At 55.4% G+C, this 15,364-nt stretch carries 10 protein-coding genes and 4 pseudogenes; 8 read left to right on the forward strand and 6 right to left on the reverse strand.

What is annotated here, in order from left to right; translation table 11 throughout:
* Positions 1–63: 63 nt before the first annotated feature.
* Both CS369_RS02625 and CS369_RS24380 read right to left on the reverse strand, forming a co-directional pair.
* Positions 64–414, reverse strand: coding sequence for a hypothetical protein (locus CS369_RS02625; RefSeq protein ID WP_374191019.1), 351 nt, complete (start codon positions 412–414; stop codon positions 64–66).
* Between the two features lie 337 nt (positions 415–751).
* A pseudogene (locus CS369_RS24380) lies at positions 752–2,316 on the reverse strand (methyl-accepting chemotaxis protein); the annotation flags it as partial.
* A gap of 439 nt (positions 2,317–2,755) precedes the next feature.
* Here CS369_RS24380 and ugpB point away from each other — a divergent pair.
* The 6 genes and pseudogenes from ugpB (at position 2,756) to CS369_RS02665 (ending at position 8,835) form a co-directional block, all read left to right on the forward strand.
* Positions 2,756–4,047, forward strand: a pseudogene (ugpB, locus tag CS369_RS02640) (sn-glycerol-3-phosphate ABC transporter substrate-binding protein UgpB).
* A gap of 147 nt (positions 4,048–4,194) precedes the next feature.
* On the forward strand, positions 4,195–5,025 hold the full coding sequence (gene ugpA, locus CS369_RS02645; RefSeq protein WP_244664732.1) for a sn-glycerol-3-phosphate ABC transporter permease UgpA: 831 nt from the start codon (positions 4,195–4,197) through the stop codon (positions 5,023–5,025).
* Between the two features lie 11 nt (positions 5,026–5,036).
* Positions 5,037–5,882, forward strand: a complete 846-nt coding sequence (gene ugpE, locus CS369_RS02650) for a sn-glycerol-3-phosphate ABC transporter permease UgpE (protein WP_196905875.1) — start codon at positions 5,037–5,039, stop codon at positions 5,880–5,882.
* A gap of 6 nt (positions 5,883–5,888) precedes the next feature.
* The gene (locus CS369_RS02655; RefSeq protein WP_196905876.1) at positions 5,889–6,947 is read left to right on the forward strand and encodes a sn-glycerol-3-phosphate import ATP-binding protein UgpC; all 1,059 of its coding nucleotides are present in this window, start codon (positions 5,889–5,891) and stop codon (positions 6,945–6,947) included.
* Between the two features lie 14 nt (positions 6,948–6,961).
* Positions 6,962–7,711, forward strand: a pseudogene (gene ugpQ / locus CS369_RS02660) (glycerophosphodiester phosphodiesterase).
* 167 nt (positions 7,712–7,878) lie between these two features.
* Positions 7,879–8,835 carry an AEC family transporter gene (locus CS369_RS02665; RefSeq protein WP_196905900.1) on the forward strand — a complete coding sequence of 319 codons (957 nt, stop codon included), beginning with the start codon at positions 7,879–7,881 and terminating at the stop codon, positions 8,833–8,835.
* Between the two features lie 4 nt (positions 8,836–8,839).
* On the opposite strand, the gene CS369_RS02670 is transcribed toward CS369_RS02665, so the two are convergent.
* On the reverse strand, positions 8,840–9,115 hold the full coding sequence (locus CS369_RS02670) for a DUF2756 domain-containing protein (protein WP_196905877.1): 276 nt from the start codon (positions 9,113–9,115) through the stop codon (positions 8,840–8,842).
* Positions 9,116–9,250: 135 nt separating this feature from the next.
* On the opposite strand from CS369_RS02670, the pseudogene CS369_RS02675 reads away from it, so the two are divergent.
* Positions 9,251–9,710: pseudogene (locus CS369_RS02675) on the forward strand (tRNA (cytidine(34)-2'-O)-methyltransferase).
* Positions 9,711–9,717: 7 nt separating this feature from the next.
* Here the strand turns inward: CS369_RS02675 and CS369_RS02680 are convergent.
* From CS369_RS02680 to CS369_RS02685, 3 genes are read right to left on the reverse strand one after another with little or no spacing between them, the layout of a single operon-like run.
* Complete coding sequence (locus tag CS369_RS02680; protein ID WP_196905901.1) at positions 9,718–10,461, reverse strand: DUF3142 domain-containing protein; 744 nt, start codon at positions 10,459–10,461, stop codon at positions 9,718–9,720.
* On the reverse strand, positions 10,431–10,814 hold the full coding sequence (locus tag CS369_RS22915; protein ID WP_244664733.1) for a hypothetical protein: 384 nt from the start codon (positions 10,812–10,814) through the stop codon (positions 10,431–10,433). Before CS369_RS22915 ends, CS369_RS02680 begins: the two co-directional genes overlap by 31 nt.
* The gene (locus tag CS369_RS02685) at positions 10,795–12,588 is read right to left on the reverse strand and encodes a hypothetical protein (RefSeq protein ID WP_244664734.1); all 1,794 of its coding nucleotides are present in this window, start codon (positions 12,586–12,588) and stop codon (positions 10,795–10,797) included. Before CS369_RS02685 ends, CS369_RS22915 begins: the two co-directional genes overlap by 20 nt.
* Positions 12,589–12,924: 336 nt before the next feature.
* Between CS369_RS02685 and CS369_RS02690 the strand changes: the two genes are divergently transcribed.
* The gene (locus tag CS369_RS02690) at positions 12,925–15,312 is read left to right on the forward strand and encodes a heavy metal translocating P-type ATPase (RefSeq protein ID WP_196905878.1); all 2,388 of its coding nucleotides are present in this window, start codon (positions 12,925–12,927) and stop codon (positions 15,310–15,312) included.
* Positions 15,313–15,364 lie beyond the last annotated feature (52 nt).

Below are 15,364 nucleotides of genomic sequence, written 5' to 3' on the forward strand. Positions count from 1 at the left end.
GTATTTTTCACTGGGGTGAAGCTCCCGTCATTAAATGCCGTGTCGGGAGCTGTGGTGATGAGGTTAGAAGCGTTCCCATTGTGCGCCCTGCGTTAGCTTGGGCATTGGCGTTACGATGGCTTTTATAGGTGTCGGTGACGGTACATGACTGCCCGCGCGCAAGCGAAATACGCGCATCAAATCGACCTGATTGGCCGGCTGTTCGTTGAGGCTGTCAGCAGCGCTGGCAGATTCTTCCACCAACGCGGCATTTTGCTGTGTGACCTGATCGAGCTGTGCGATGGCATTATGGATTTCTGCAATGCCCGATTTCTGTTCCTGCGGGGTAACGCCGATTTCGGTAATCAGATCTGCGACGTTGTGGGCCTGACGCAGCGTACCGGTGACCAGAAAGGAGACTAATGCCCCTGGCAACGCCGCCGCTAAAGCCGGCGTCTAATAGGGTGCCGATCTTCATGGTGTTTATAAAGAGGTGGTTTTACAGGTGAGGGAATAATAGTGACTGATGGCTTAACGATTTATTTTATGATGTTGCTATTAATGTAATCAAATACGCCTTTAATTTGGCTTAAGAGAAAAGAATAACGCTTTCGCGCAAGGCGTATTCAGTATCACGTTGGCGGTATCTTTCTCTGGTACGCCACGATGAACGATGCCGCCGATGAGGGCGACATTGCCGATATCGCGTGGCGAGGTTATTTATGCCCCAGGGCCATAGGTGCCGCAGTGGGACGTGGCGAGGCGCGGTACTGGATGCGCGACCTTCTACCTGAAAGGCGCTCATCAGCTCCACCAGATGGCGCGCCTGATCGTTCAGGCTCTCTGCCGCTCCGCTGGATTCCTCCACCAGCGCCGCGTTTTGCTGTGTGACCTGATCCAGTTGGGTGATGGCATCATTGATCTGGTGAATACCAGAACCCTGCTCCCGGGTGGTGACACCAATCTCATCAATCATATCTGCCACATGACGCTACTGGCGCACCAATTCATCGATGGTTTCTCCGGCATCGGTGACCAGCTTCGAACCCGTTTCTACGCGGCTAACGCTATCCTGAATCAGCGTTTTGATCTCTTTGGCCGCCGATGCCGAACGCTGTGCCAGCGAACGGACCTCACCTGCCACCACGGCGAAACCACGGCCTTGCTCCCCGGCACGAGCCGCTTCTACCGCGGCGTTCAGGGCCAGAATGTTGGTCTGGAAGGCAATGCCGTCGATCACGGTGATAATATCGCTGATTTTATGGGAACTATCGCGAATCTCAGTCATGGTGCCCACGATATTGCCCACCGCTTCTCCGCCTTTGGCAGCGGTGCTGCTAGCGGTGTTGGCAAGCTCGGTAGCGGAGCGTACCGTATCAGTGTTTTGCCGCAACGTCTGGCTGATCTGTTCCATCGAAGCCGCCGTTTGTTGAAGGCTGGCAGCCTGCTCTTCGGTACGCTGGCTGAGATCAGTGCTGCCTGCGGCGATTTCACTGGCACCGGTCGAGATAGACTCGCTGCTTTCCCGCACCTGAATCACCAGCTTGCTCAGGCTGTCACGCATTTGGTTCATGGCGGCCAGCAGGCTGCTGTTGTCCGCGTCGGCGAGCGTTACTGGAACGGCCAGATTACCCTGCGCAATTTCTTACACCACCTGCATGGCGTAGAGCGGTTCGCCGCCCAGCAACTTTTTGATGTGACGGGTGATGAACCAGGCGATAACGGCGGCTAACAGGGCGGAGAGGGTTGCCAGCATCAGCAGGCTGTTACCATCATCTTCGGCTTCAGCCACGGCGTTGGTCGCTATCTGGGCAGTGAGATCTTTTTGCAGTTGGAGCATGGTATTGAGGTTGCCAAACATGGCAGTTTGCACCGATTCCAACTGACCTTTAACCAGTACGGCTGCTTCCGCCTGACGATCTGTCAGCGTCATGCCGATCGCTTCACGTCCCAGTTTGGCAAAGGCGACGCGATTTTGCTGAAGTTCACCCAAGATTGCGCGTACTTCTTTCGCATGCAGATTAGCTTCCAGTTTTTCCACTAACTTACCGTTTTGTGCGCTGGTTTTTTCAATCAATGCCTGGCTGTCGCTCAGCTCCTTTTTGTCCGTCATCAGCAGCATACGCAGCGTGGCTTTAATGGTGACGTTCAGGTTGTCTTTCAGTTCCTGTATACAAACAGGTTATTCAGATGCTGTTTGGCGAGGCTGTCGGTGGTTTGGCCCAAACCGGCAAGATGCATGCGGCCAAAACCCGCGACCAGCACGCCGATAATGATCACGGCAGCAAAGCCACTGCCGAGTAATGTTCCCAATTTGATGTTGCGTATGCGCTGCATATGTTCCCCATTTTTTTTCGAGTTTGTCGGTAAAGCAGGTTCGCCTCTGCACGGCATAAGAAGAGGTGAGTCACCCTGGCATTGCTCATTGCGTCCATTCACGAGAACGGTGTTGCGAACGCACAGTTATCTTTATGCTTGCATCATCAATGGGTTATTTACTTTATTATTCGTTTGCTGTGTGATTTCACGCGGTAAATGAGTAAAAAAACAGATGATGTCTTTGATATCGGCACCCCGTTGGTAAACATTTATCCCGAACCGCGATATGGGCCACAAATCTTGTCGGTAATTCTGCTACGCGAGCGTGACAGGCAGGGTGTCATGCGGGTGTCATCGTTTGGTTATCTTGCTGTCATGCGTCCGTGCCATGTTACCCCTCGACCAAGAAACGCACCCCCCTTTGCACAGGTGCTCACCTTTATGGCAGGAGACAGGCATGTTTAACGCGCTTAAGACAAGGACGCTGCGTAATGCGGCAGTTCTGGTGGCGCTGACGTTGGCGTATCAGACTAACGCCAACGCGGTGACTGAGATCCCTTTCTGGCATTCGATGGAAGGCGAACTGGGAAAAACGGTGGATTCACTGGCAACGCGTTTTAACCAATCGCACCCCGATGTCAAAATTGTGCCAGTTTACAAAGGCAACTATGAGCAGAGCCTGGCGGCAGGGATTGCGGCTTACCGCACCGGTAACACGCCCGCCATCCTTCAGGTGTATGAAGTGGGTACCGCCACTATGATGGTGAGCAAGGCGATAAAACCGGTGTATCAGGTATTTAAAGATGCTGGGATCGACTTTGATGAGAGCGTGTTTGTGCCGACCGTCTCCGGTTACTACGCCGACGCGAAAACGGGGCACCTGCTGCCACAGCCGTTCAACAGCTCAACGCCGGTGCTTTACTACAACAAAGACGCCTTCAAAAAAGCCGGACTGGACCCGGAACAACCGCCGAAAACCTGGCAGCAAATGGCAGAGTACACGGCCAAGCTGCGCGCGGCAGGCATTAAGTGCGGCTACGCCAGCGGCTGGCAGGGCTGGATCCAGATTGAAAACTTCAGCGCCTGGCATGCCTTGCCGATTGCCAGCAAGAATAACGGCTTTGACGGCACGGATGCGGTGCTGGAATTCAACAAGTCGACGCAAATCAAGCATATCCAGCTGTTGCAGGACATGAACAAGAAAGGGGACTTCACCTACTACGGTCGCAAGGACGAGTCGACCGAGAAGTTCTACAACGGTGATTCCGCGCTCACGCCAAATTCAACTATGGTGTAGGAATGATGCCGTATGACGCTGAGGTGCCGAACACGCCGCAGAACGCCATTATCGGCGGCGCCAGCCTGTGGGTGATGCGCGGTAAAGACGATGCTACTTACAAAGGCGTTGCGCAGTTTATGCAGTTCCTGGCGCAGCCGGAAATGGCTGCCGAATGGCACCAGAAGACCGGCTATCTGGCGATCACCACTGCCGCGTATGAGTTGACCAAGCAGCAGGGTTTCTATGAGAAGAACCCCGGCGCGGACATCGCGACGCGTCAGATGCTGAACAAGCCGCCGTTGGCGTTCACCAAAGGGCTGCGTTTAGGCAATATGCCGCAGATCCGTACCATCGTGGATGAAGAGCTGGAAAGCGTCTGGACCGGTAAGAAAACGCCGCAGCAAGCGTTGAATACGGCAGTAGAGCGCGGCAACGTGTTGTTGCGTCGCTTCGAGCAGTCCACCAGGTAAGGTTACAGGCACTTTCTCGTCATTCCCGCCTGCGCGGGAATGACGGAGGGCGATAGATGTCGCTTTGTTTTCCCCTTCTTTGATTGAGTATGTGGCATGACCTCATCCCGCCCTGTCTTTGGCCGTAGCTGATTACCTTATGCGTTAGTGTTTCCCCAACTGGCTATCACGGTGATTTTCTTTATCTGGCCCGCTGGTCAGGCATTGTTGTATTCCACGCAGCATATTGATCCCTTTGGTCTCTCCAGCGAGTTTGTCGGTCTGGAAAACTTCCGTCACCTGATGAGCGACAGTTACTATCTGGACGCGTTCTATACCACCATGGTGTTCAGTTCGCTGGTAACAGTGTGCGGCATGGGCGTGTCGTTACTGCTGGCGGCGTTGGTGGATTATGTGCTGCGCTGTCGCTGCCTTTACCAAACCCTGTTTATTCTGCCTTACGCGGTGGCTCCGGTGGTGGCGGCCGCGCTGTGGATGTTTTTGTTCAGCCCCGGCGGATTAATCACCTATGGCTTAAGCCTGTGGGGTTATGACTGGAATCACGCCACCCACAGCGGCCAGGCGATGTTTCTGGTGGTGCTGGCGTCCATCTGGAAGCAGATAAGCTATAACTTTCTGTTTTTCCTAGCCGCGTTACAGTCCATTCCGCGCTCTCTGGTGGAGGCTGCGGCCATTGACGGTGCAGGTCCGGTGCGCCGTTTCTTCAATCTGGTGCTGCCGCTGATTTCTCCGGTTAGCTTCTTTCTGCTGGTAGTCAATCTGGTTTATGCCTTTTTCGACACCTTTCCCATTATCGATGTCGCCACAGTGGGCGGGCCGATGCAGGCCACGACCACCCTGATTTTCAAAATTTACCGTGAAGGGTTTGCCGGTCTGGATCTTTCCAGCTCTGCGGCGCAGTCGGTGGTGTTGATGCTGCTGGTGATCGGCTTGACAGTTCTTCAGTTCCGCTTTGTGGAACGCAAAGTCAATTACTAAGGGGCGCACCGATGATCGAAAATCGTCGCGGGCTGGATATCTTCAGCCATTTGATGCTGATAGTCGGCGTACTCGCCATTCTGTTTCCGCTCTATGTCGCCGTGGTGGCGGCAACTCTGGACAATCAGGAGGTGTTTCAAACGCCGATGACGCTGATTCCCGGTACGCAACTGTGGGATAACCTGGTGTATGTCTGGCACCACGGTGCCGGTTCGAACAACGCGCCGTTCGGCAAGATGCTGTTCAACAGCGCCGTGATGGCGTTAGCCATTACCTTCGGCAAAATTACCGTCTCCATTCTCTCTGCTTACGCCATTGTCTACTTCCGTTTCCCGTGCCGCTCGCTGTTCTTCTGGATGATTTTTTTGACGCTGATGCTGCCCGTGGAAGTGCGTATTTTCCCGACGGTGGAAGTGATTGCTCATTTGAACATGACGGACAGCATGACCGGTTTGACGCTGCCGCTGATGGCGTCGGCTACTGCCACCTTTCTGTTTCGGCAGTTTTTTATGACGCTGCCGGATGAACTGATGGAGGCAGCGCTCATTGATGGTGCCAGCCCGATGCGTTTCTTTTTCGATATGGTGTTGCCGCTCTCGCGTACCAATCTGGCGGCGCTGTTTGTGATTACCTTTATTTACGGCTGGAACCAGTATCTCTGGCCGCGGCTGATCGTCAACGACGTCAACCTTGGCACCGCGGTGGCTGGATTGAAAAGCATGATCGCCTCTGGCGATGTCGCCACCCAGTGGAACCACGTGATGGCGGCGATGTTGATGACGTTGTTGTCGCCGCTATTGGTGGTGCTGTTGATGCAGCGCTGGTTTGTGCATGGTCTGGTGGATAGTGAGAAATAAGACGATATGGCAGGTTTAAAACTTCAGGCCGTCACCAAATCCGATGACGGTAAAACACAGGTGATTCAAACCATCGATCTGGATGTGGCGGACGGTGAATTTGTGGTGATGGTGGGGCCTTCTGGCTGCGGGAAATCAACCCTGCTGCGCATGGTGGCCGGATTGGAACGCACCACCAGCGGGGATATTTATATCGATGGTGAACGGGTGACAGAGCGGGAACCGAAAGATCGCGGTATCGCCATGGTGTTCCAAAACTATGCGCTGTACCCGCACATGAGCGTCTATGACAACATGGCGTATGGACTGAAAATCCGCGGTTTTGGTAAAGCGCAGATCCGCCAGCGTGTTGAAGATGCTGCGCGTATTCTCGAGCTTCTGCCGCTGTTGAAGCGTAAACCGCGCGAGCTTTCCGGCGGGCAGCGTCAGCGTGTCGCAATGGGCCGCGCTATCGTGCGCGAGCCCGCGGTATTTTTGTTCGATGAACCGCTCTCCAACCTGGATGCTAAACTGCGTGTGCAGATGCGTCTTGAGCTCCAGCAACTGCATCAGCGCTTGCGCACCACCAGCCTGTATGTCACACACGATCAGGTGGAAGCCATGACGCTGACAGAGCGCGTGATTGTGATGAACAAAGGGATTGCTGAACAGATTGGGCCGCCGACGGAAATCTATCGCCGTCCGGCCTCGCTGTTCGTCGCCAGTTTCATCGGCTCTCCCGCCATGAACCTATGGGCTGGGCGCGTTAGCGATGATGGCACGCAGTTTATGTTTAGCGCGGAGTTTGTCTTGCCGCTACCGGTGGCAAAACCCACGTGGGGCGGCCGGGCATTGACGTTGGGCGTCAGACCGGAGCATATTCAGTTGACCACGCGTGAGACGGGTGGCATACCGCTATTGCTGACCACCCTTGAACTGCTGGGCGCGGATAATCTGGCGCACGGTGCATGGGGTGAACAGCGGGTGGTGGTGCGCCTTTCCCACGAACAGTGCCCGGCGCGCGGCGACACCTTGTGGCTGGCTCTGCCAGCGCAGGCGTGGCATTTTTTTGATACTGAAAGCTGATTGCGGGTGGAATAATGGAAAAACAGTGGCCTTATCCGGCGATTGTCGCCCATCGCAGCGGCGGCGCATTGGCACCGGAGAACACGCTGGCCGCCATTGATGTGGGGGCGCAGCACGGGCATAAAATGATCGAGTTTGATGCCAAGCTCTCTCAGGATGGCGAAATCTTTTTGCTGCATGATGACACACTGGAGAGAACCACGAACGGCTGGGGCGTGGCGGGCGATTTGCCCTGGGACAAGCTGGTAGGACTGGACGCGGGTTGGTGGTACAACAAATAATTTGTTGGTGAGTGCTTACCTCTGTTATCTTACGTGGCGGCGCGCTGCAAGCAGTATGGCTTAGCGGCCAACATCGAGATCAAACCGACTACCGGACAAGAAACCCTCACCGGTCGCATCGTCGCGCAGGCGGCGGCACAGCTGTGGCGCGATCATCCGATTGAGCCGCTGCTCTCTTCTTTTTCCATTGAAGCATTGGCGGCCGCACAGCAAGCAGTGCCAGCGCTGCCGAGCGGGCTGTTGCTGGATGAGTGGGAAGAGGACTGACTGCGTCTAACGCGCGATCTCGGCTGTGTTTCCATTCACCTCAACCATGAGCTGCTGGATGCGCAACGGGTAGCGCTGCTGAAAGCGGCTGGGCTACGCATTTTGGTTTATACCGTGAACGCACCGGCGTGCGCGCGTGATTTGCTGGCCTGGGGCGTTGACTGCATCTGTACAGACCGGATAGATTTAATCGGCGCGGAATTTGTCGCCGGCTAAATCCGCCCACATCCCCTGAGCAATGCTCAGGAGAAATAATAATTCGTCTAACAAGCCGGTGATGGCGCGCCTTTCCGTATGTGCGAGATTGCCTGATGTGTCCGGACTTGTTAGTGGGCGCTTACATTAATCAGGCTATCTGGCGCTGCTGAGTGAGGCATTGAAGGATTACCCTATGCCCCTTTGTACTCTCCTTTTGGCACCAGGTGGTGATTTCACTACCGTTGTTTGTATTGATTATTCTTGGCTACAGCCTGATCCGGTTTGCTAAATGGCCCACCGCGTTCACCGATGGCGTCAGCCGCTTTGTCTTCTCTGTCGCCCTGCCTGCCATGCTGTTTCGCATGATGAGTGATTTCTCCAAACGACCCCCAGTCGATGCCCGGTTGCTGATCGCGTTTTTCGGCAGTTGCCTGATCGTGTTCGTGATTGGCCGTATCGTGGCCCGCAAGGTGTTTGATTTGGATGGCTTCTCCGGCTCTGTCTTTGCGCTGAGCGGTATCTTTTCCAACAACGTCATGCTGGGGTTGCCGCTGGCGACCACGATTCTTGGCGAAGAAGCAGTGCCTTCCGTGGCGCTGGTGCTGGTGTTGGTGTTTAACGGCCTGATTTTGTGGACGCTGGTCACCGTGTCGGTGGAGTGGGCGCGCAACGGCTCGCTCTCACTGCAAGGATTTGGCAAAACGGCGGTGGGGGTGCTGAAAAATCCGCTGATTATCGGCATCTTGTCCGGCACGCTGTTCAGCCTGACCGGGTTCTCCCTGCCGGACTTTGTCGATCAGCCGGTAGGGATGCTGTCACAGGCGGCGGTGCCGCTCTCGTTGATTTCACTCGGTATAGGGCTGGCAGAATACCGGGTGCGCGATGGCTGGCAAATCAGCGCGGTGGTGTGTGTGCTCAAACTGCTGGTGCAGCCTTTGGTGATCTGGGGGCTTGCGGTGATGCTTGGGCTGCCGGAAATGGAAACCCGCGTAGTGGTTCTGCTGGACTCAATGGCGGTAGGGGTTAACCTCTACCTGATGTCGCGGCAGTTTAACGTGCTGGGCGGCCCCATTGCCGCCAGCCTGCTGTTATCGACAGCGCTGGCGGCGCTGACCACGCCGCTGATGGGGGTAAGTCTGTAGCGGATCAGTAGCGGGGCTGGTTTTGCTGCTGCGTCCGCTGCTGATTTTGCTGGAGCTGACGCCGCAACTCTTGCTGTTGCTGTTCGCTACGGCGCTGAATGTCCTGATTCAACTGCTGTTGCTGCAACTGCTGGTTCTGCTGCATTTGCTGTTGCAGGCGCTGCTGGCTGGGAATGCCGTTTTCAAGCTGTTGTTGCTGGGTGGTGAGCCTTTGGGTATTTGCCTGCGTGCCCAGCGACACCAAGGCCAGACAAAATATCGGAATCAGATAACGGGTCATGATGCGTACCTCCTGTATACAGTGTACGCGTCTGGCCGAAAAACGTCGCGGCATGTTGTCTGAATTCCTGCTTCGGGGGCAGGGGCGGCGTGTTATATACTGACGGCCTGAAAACGCTTTTGTTGACCTATTCTCATGTTTCATATTGCGCTCTATGAGCCACAAATTGCCCCGAACACCGGTAATATCATCCGTCTGGTTGCCAATAATGGCTGCAAACTGCATCTGATTGAACCGATGGGCTTCGATCTGGATGAGAAAAAGGTGCGCCGCGCTGGATTATCACGATCTGGCAAACGTCAGCCGCCATAAAAATTATCAGGATTTTCTGGCTGCCGTAGCTGGTCAGCGCATTTTTGCCTGCACCACCAAAGGCAGCCGTCCTTACGATCAACCGGACTATCAGCCGGGGGATGTGCTGCTGTTCGGTTCGGAGACTGCCGGCTTACCGGATGCGATTCGTAACGGTTTTACGCCGGAACAGAGAATCCGTATTCCCATGCAGTCGAACAATCGCAGCCTCAACCTCTCGAATGCGGTTGCCATCATCAGCTACGAAGCGTGGCGGCAAAACGGATTTGGCGGCGGCAGCTAACGCGCCTCTATTTACTGAACACGGCTCTTTCTGGCGGCGGATTGACGAGAAACACTACGTTGCCACGGTAATACGCAGAGGCGGCCAAACGGCGCTGCCAGCGTTCGTCCCATTGCCCGTGCTGTACCAGGCCGAGACGGAAGGGAATTTGCAGTTTCATCAGGGCGGGCAGATACTCCGCATAGCGCGTTACCGTCGATCGGCCCTGATAAGTCTGTACCACCAATTCATCGATAACGCCGCCCAGCCGATTAAGCGTGCCGACATCCCCGGTTTTGGCCCAGTCCAATAGCCCGGTGACGCTGAGCTGTGTATCTGCGGGCAAACGCTGGCGTAGTGTTTGCAGAAATTTCACGTAGCGAGCCAACTGATAGCTGCGGGCATCAAAATCGATCTGGATACCCTTCACCTGGTTACCCAATGCGCGCCAGCGTGCCTGTGCTTTCAGCATACGGTTCAGGTGTTTATCCGAAAGATCCAACATGGTAATGCGGTAGGAGAGCCACAGATGGTCTACTCGCAGCGCGCTGGCCGGTAACCCTTGACGTAAAAACACGGTTTTCCCCTGACGGCGGGCGATTTCACCCTGATGCAGGTAGAGCGTGTGTGCCTGATGCAGCACCGGCTGCGGTTTGACGGCCGCCCATAACCAAAAATCCTGGTAATGGGCGGCGTTGACACGTTCAGCATGGGCGACGTTCGTGAACAGAATGCAAGCGACTACCAATAATATTTGAGCTGCGTGGCCGATTGGCTGCCTTTGAATTCGGTTTTCAACTGGGTAAACCAGGCTTTGCGCGTTGCCTTGCTGATCTCTTGTGTGCCGCAATCGTTCATGCTGCTGGGCGCATAGCAGTAGATAGCGCGATAAAGCGCGTAGCTTTTGTCTTCCGGTGGTGCCTGCGGATCGGCAATCACTTTCAGATAAGCATCCAACCGGGAATAGGTTTTTCCGTTGAATTGGCTGGGCGTGTTGGTTAAGGCTTCCAACTGTTTGCTCTCACCCCAATCGAATCCGACTTCATTGCCGGTCCGAAAAAAGAATTCCCCCAGACAATTGGTAGCGTGAGCGTCATTAGGTCGTTTATTTAACGTGGATACCACCGTGGTTAGCGCCGGGCATTGATACCCTTCTTCGGGTATCGCTGCCATCCCAGGTGAACGCGGTGAGGTCTTCCATATTCCAACTGACGTTTTCTGCGCTTTTCAACGGCGCGATGGTGCGCAGCAGTTCGCTGTCTTTGAGATAGGCCGCATAGTCACGGTGTACCAGCGATTGGGTCAGCAGCGTGTGCAGCGCCACGGCGCGTTCTTCATGGGTTTGTTGTTCGCCGGTTTGCTGGCGTAGCAGGTCGGCATTGGCAGCGCTTTTCAGCACCGCAGAGCGGAAACGCAGATTTTTGACCGGACTGTCAGGCGCAAAAATAGCCTCAGGGTGGCCTGCTTTGACCAGCGTTTCTGCCAGCGAAAGTTGCAGATACTTCTGCTGCGTTTCGTTGGTTTTCAACGTCAGCAGATGCCGCCAGTGCGTTTCTGCCGCCTGCCAGCCGTGCTCGGCCTCCAGCGCCAAACCGCGCAGTACCTGGAGGCTGAAGTCGGTGGTGTCCGTCAGATCCTTGCCCGTTTCTTCCGGAATCAATGCCAGCGTGGCCACTGCATCTCGCTGCTGATAATAGTGGAAGGCCGCGTGCAGATAGCGATACTGCTGCTGCATACCAGCATCGTCAAACATCGCCTGTTGGGCGATCAGTTCAGCTTCTGATAATGCGGGCCACTGCATCCAGCCTTTGTCACTGCGTAGCTGTTTCAGATCTTGCACCAGCATTAGCAACGGTGCGTCTGGCGTCTGAATAAAGCTGCTTCTTTCCAGCAGTTTATTGTCGATTTCGTTATTGATGGTCTGCAACGCATCCAGATCTTTTTGCGCGGCAATTACGCGCTGATAGCGTGCCGACAAGGCATTTTCATCGCCGATCACCCAGTAGGCGCGCCGATAAAGCCCGCGGGCAGAATCGGCATAGCGGCCTTTCGGGTAGGCTTGCAGATAGGCGTCAATACGTTCGACTGCGCGTCGTCCCTGTTCCTTGTCCGCCTTATCGACATTGAACATGTTGTATTCATCCAGCGCATTTTCCATCGCTTGATTCAGCGACACGCGAATCAACATGTAGCGCACGGTTTCGGCCACCCACGGATGGTTGGCCGTGGTTAGCGACTGAAAACCGCTATTGGCCTGTTCAAACAGACCCTGATAAAAGGCCACCGCGTTAATCAAATACTGTTTGAGCTCTCCGGCATGGCCATCCGCAGGCAGCGTTGCGAGATCGCGAGTCATGGTGGCTAACGTGGTGGCGGAGGAGAGCATGTTGATGCGAGCTTGTGCCAACTGGATGCGCTGCGGTTCGGTGAGTTGAGTATCTGCCAGCAGCACATCAAAAAAGGTTTCTACTGCGCTGATATCGTTGGAGATATGACGCCCTTCATTTTCCTCCGGCGCCAGCGTATCCATCTGCGCTTGCACCTCGGGAGGAAGGTTTAGCTGTTTAGCTTTGGCTGCCAGCGGTGAGGGTTGATTCGCATTGTCCGCCGTGGTGTCGTCCTCGCTGGCCGTCAGCCCCATGACGCGATAGGCGGTAAACGGATTCACACGGGTTCGTGTCTGATCGGGCAATGGCTGTGGCAGTGGAAGGGCCAAATGGTGGCGGCTGCTTTGCAGCAGGATCAGGTTGACGCGGGTGTCGTTATTAGGCTCCAGATAAGGCAGCGCCGCAATGCCGCATTCGGCATCGGAAAATCCGCATACGTCATCACCTGAACTCAACGCCTGGCCGCTGAAAAGAAGTGCAAGTGCGCCAGCCAATAAGGAAACACCTTTCATTATCACTTCCTGTTTGACGGACAAGGAGCAAAGCGGTCGCACCACGCTTTGCTCAAACTGACTGCCCTGATAAATAGTGGGAAATAACGCTCACTCTACTGAAGGAGCAGCAAAACACAACAGGCAGATGGCTGAAATTCGAGTCACGGCAGGCTTCTGTTGACCGTGATTGTTTGCATCTGCCCGCTGACGTGATGTGACTGGACGTGCCGCCTTCCTGCAACTGGAATTATTTAGGGTATAAACATTTTTAGCGAAATCAGGGGAAGTGTTATCCCTTCACCGACAAGTCATATATCGACGCCTTTTAACGGAAAGTCTAAGGATAACAACGAAATGACTAATGGAAGCGATCCTCTCTCATTGCACCTTCCAATCAGCGGTATGTCCTGCGCGGCCTGTGCTGTGCGTCTTGAGCGTGTGTTAAACCGCTTGCCGGGGGTGGAAGCCAATGTCAATTTCGCCAGCGAGCTTGCGCGTGTTCGGCTGCAAGGGGAAAGCAGCACGGTGCAGGATGTGGTCGCAGCGATACATAAAGTTGGTTTTGACGTCGTTGAACAGACTCTGACGTTGGAACTTTCCGGCATGAGCAGCGAACGCTGTGCCGAACGTATTCAGGCGGTACTCGAAGCCCTGCCGGATGTACATGCGACGGTACTGTTTGCCAGCAGCCGAGCCAGTGTGCGCTATCGCCCCGGCGTGTTTAGCCCGGAACAGATGGTGCGCGCGATTGAGCAGGGTGGCTTTCAGGCCCATGTTGTCGAGGGCGGTCAGCGCGGTGAGGAACGCGAACGGCGCGAACGTGCCTGGCAGCGTGAACGTCGCGAATTCCTGATTGCGGCGGTGCTCACTGTGCCGCTGATGGCGGAAATGGTCGGGATGTTTTTCGGCAGCGGGCATCTGCTGCCCAGTTGGCTGCAAGCACTGCTGGCAACGCCGGTGCAGTTCTGGAGCGGACGCCATTTCTATCGCCGTGCCTGGAGCGCATTACGCAGCGGCACCTCCAACATGGACGTACTGGTCACGTTGGGGACCAGCGTAGCCTATCTGTTCAGTCTGTTCACGTTACTGACCACGCCGCACGGTCATCTATATTTTGAAGCCAGCGCCGCGATCATTACGCTGGTGCTGTTGGGTAAGCGGCTGGAAAGCAGAGCGAAAACCAAAATCGGTGCCGCCATTGAAGGTTTGCTCAACCTGCAACCGCCCATCGCCCATGTGGAAGTGGACGGTGAAATTGAAGATCGCGATGTAGCCAGCCTGCACAGCGGCGATATCTTTGTGGTGCGTCCCAGCGAGAGTATTCCTGTTGACGGCGTCATTCTCGATGGCCTCTCGGAGGTCAATGAATCGATGCTCACTGGAGAGAATGTACCGGTGGTAAAAGCGGTGGGTGCCGAAGTGTTTGGCGCGACGCTTAACCAAAGCGGTATGCTGCGAGTCAAAGTCACCGGTGTGGGGAGCAATACGGCGCTGGCGCGTATCATTCGTATGGTCGAAGACGCACAGGGCTCAAAAGCTGCAGTGCAGAGGTTGGCAGATAAAATTTCGTCGGTGTTTGTGCCAGTGGTGGTGGCGATCGCGCTGCTCACCTGGCTGATACATTGGTTTATCAGCGGGGATTTGGCCTCCAGTCTGGTGAGTGCGGTGGCGGTGCTGGTGATTGCTTGCCCCTGTGCGCTGGGGTTAGCGACGCCGACGGCGATCATGGTGGGTACCGGGCAAGGGGCGCGTGCCGATATCTTGTTCGGCAATGCCAATGCGTTAGAGCAAGTGCAGCGCTTGCAAGTGCTGGTACTGGATAAGACCGGCACTATCACTGAAGGTAAGCCTTCGGTCAGTGACGTACTGCCAGAAGCTGCGGTGGCCGACGCTGAACTGCTGCGCGTCGCACTTTCTCTCGATCAGCATTCTGAGCATTCTCTCGGACAAGCGCTGGTGCAGCATGCGCGGGACGTCGGTGTGGAAGCCGTCGAGGTGAGCGTGTTTCAGGCGGTGATTGGCCGGGGGGTAAAAGGCGAGGTCGCCGGTGAAAACTGGCTGTTGGGGTCACCGAGTTTTCTGGCTGAAAATGATATTGTGCTCGATCAGGCGCAGATTGCCAAACTGGAAGCGCAGGGAAAAACGGTGATTTCCGTAGCCCGTGCTGACCTTCTGCTGGGGTACATCGCGCTGGCAGATAAGGTGCGCGACGATGCACGTACCGCAATCGCCGACCTGCAACATCAGGGGATCGAGGTCATGATGTTGACGGGGGATAATCCTCGTGCGGCGGCGGTGATTGCCAAACAGGTGGGGATCACCAACGTGGTGGCTCAGGTGTTGCCGGAGCACAAAGCGGCGGAGATACAGCGCCTTCAGGCCAATGGACGCTGTGTGGGTATGGTGGGCGACGGTATCAATGATGCGCCTGCATTAGCGGCGGCGGATGTGGGCTTTGCCATTGGCGCGGGCTCGGACATTGCACTGGATACGGCGGACGTGGTGCTGATGCGTAACCGCCTTGATAGCCTGCTGGATGCCATCAGCCTGTCGCGCGCAACGCTCGGCAAGGTGAAACAGAATCTGTTTTTTGCATTTTTCTACAACGTGCTGGGCATTCCGCTGGCGGCGTTGTCGTTACTGAATCCGGTTATTGCCGGGAGTGCCATGGCGCTCAGTTCTATTTCTGTGCTGAGCAATTCACTGCTGTTACGTCATTGGAAACCGACCCGGCGCGACTGATATTCTGAGCCTTCCGGCTCTGCCCAGTGTCACACAATGTGAAATGGAGAGT

Source organism: Candidatus Symbiopectobacterium sp. 'North America' (assembly GCF_015762685.1).
Lineage (GTDB): Bacteria > Pseudomonadota > Gammaproteobacteria > Enterobacterales > Enterobacteriaceae > Symbiopectobacterium.

Coding starts and splice junctions, on each gene's coding strand:
- CS369_RS02690 (WP_196905878.1), top strand. CDS start 12,925: ATGACTAATGGAAGCGATCCTCTCTCATTGCACCTTCCAATCAGCGGT.
- ugpE (WP_196905875.1), top strand. CDS start 5,037: ATGATCGAAAATCGTCGCGGGCTGGATATCTTCAGCCATTTGATGCTG.
- CS369_RS02655 (WP_196905876.1), top strand. CDS start 5,889: ATGGCAGGTTTAAAACTTCAGGCCGTCACCAAATCCGATGACGGTAAA.
- CS369_RS02670 (WP_196905877.1), bottom strand. CDS start 9,115: ATGACCCGTTATCTGATTCCGATATTTTGTCTGGCCTTGGTGTCGCTG.
- CS369_RS02685 (WP_244664734.1), bottom strand. CDS start 12,588: ATGAAAGGTGTTTCCTTATTGGCTGGCGCACTTGCACTTCTTTTCAGC.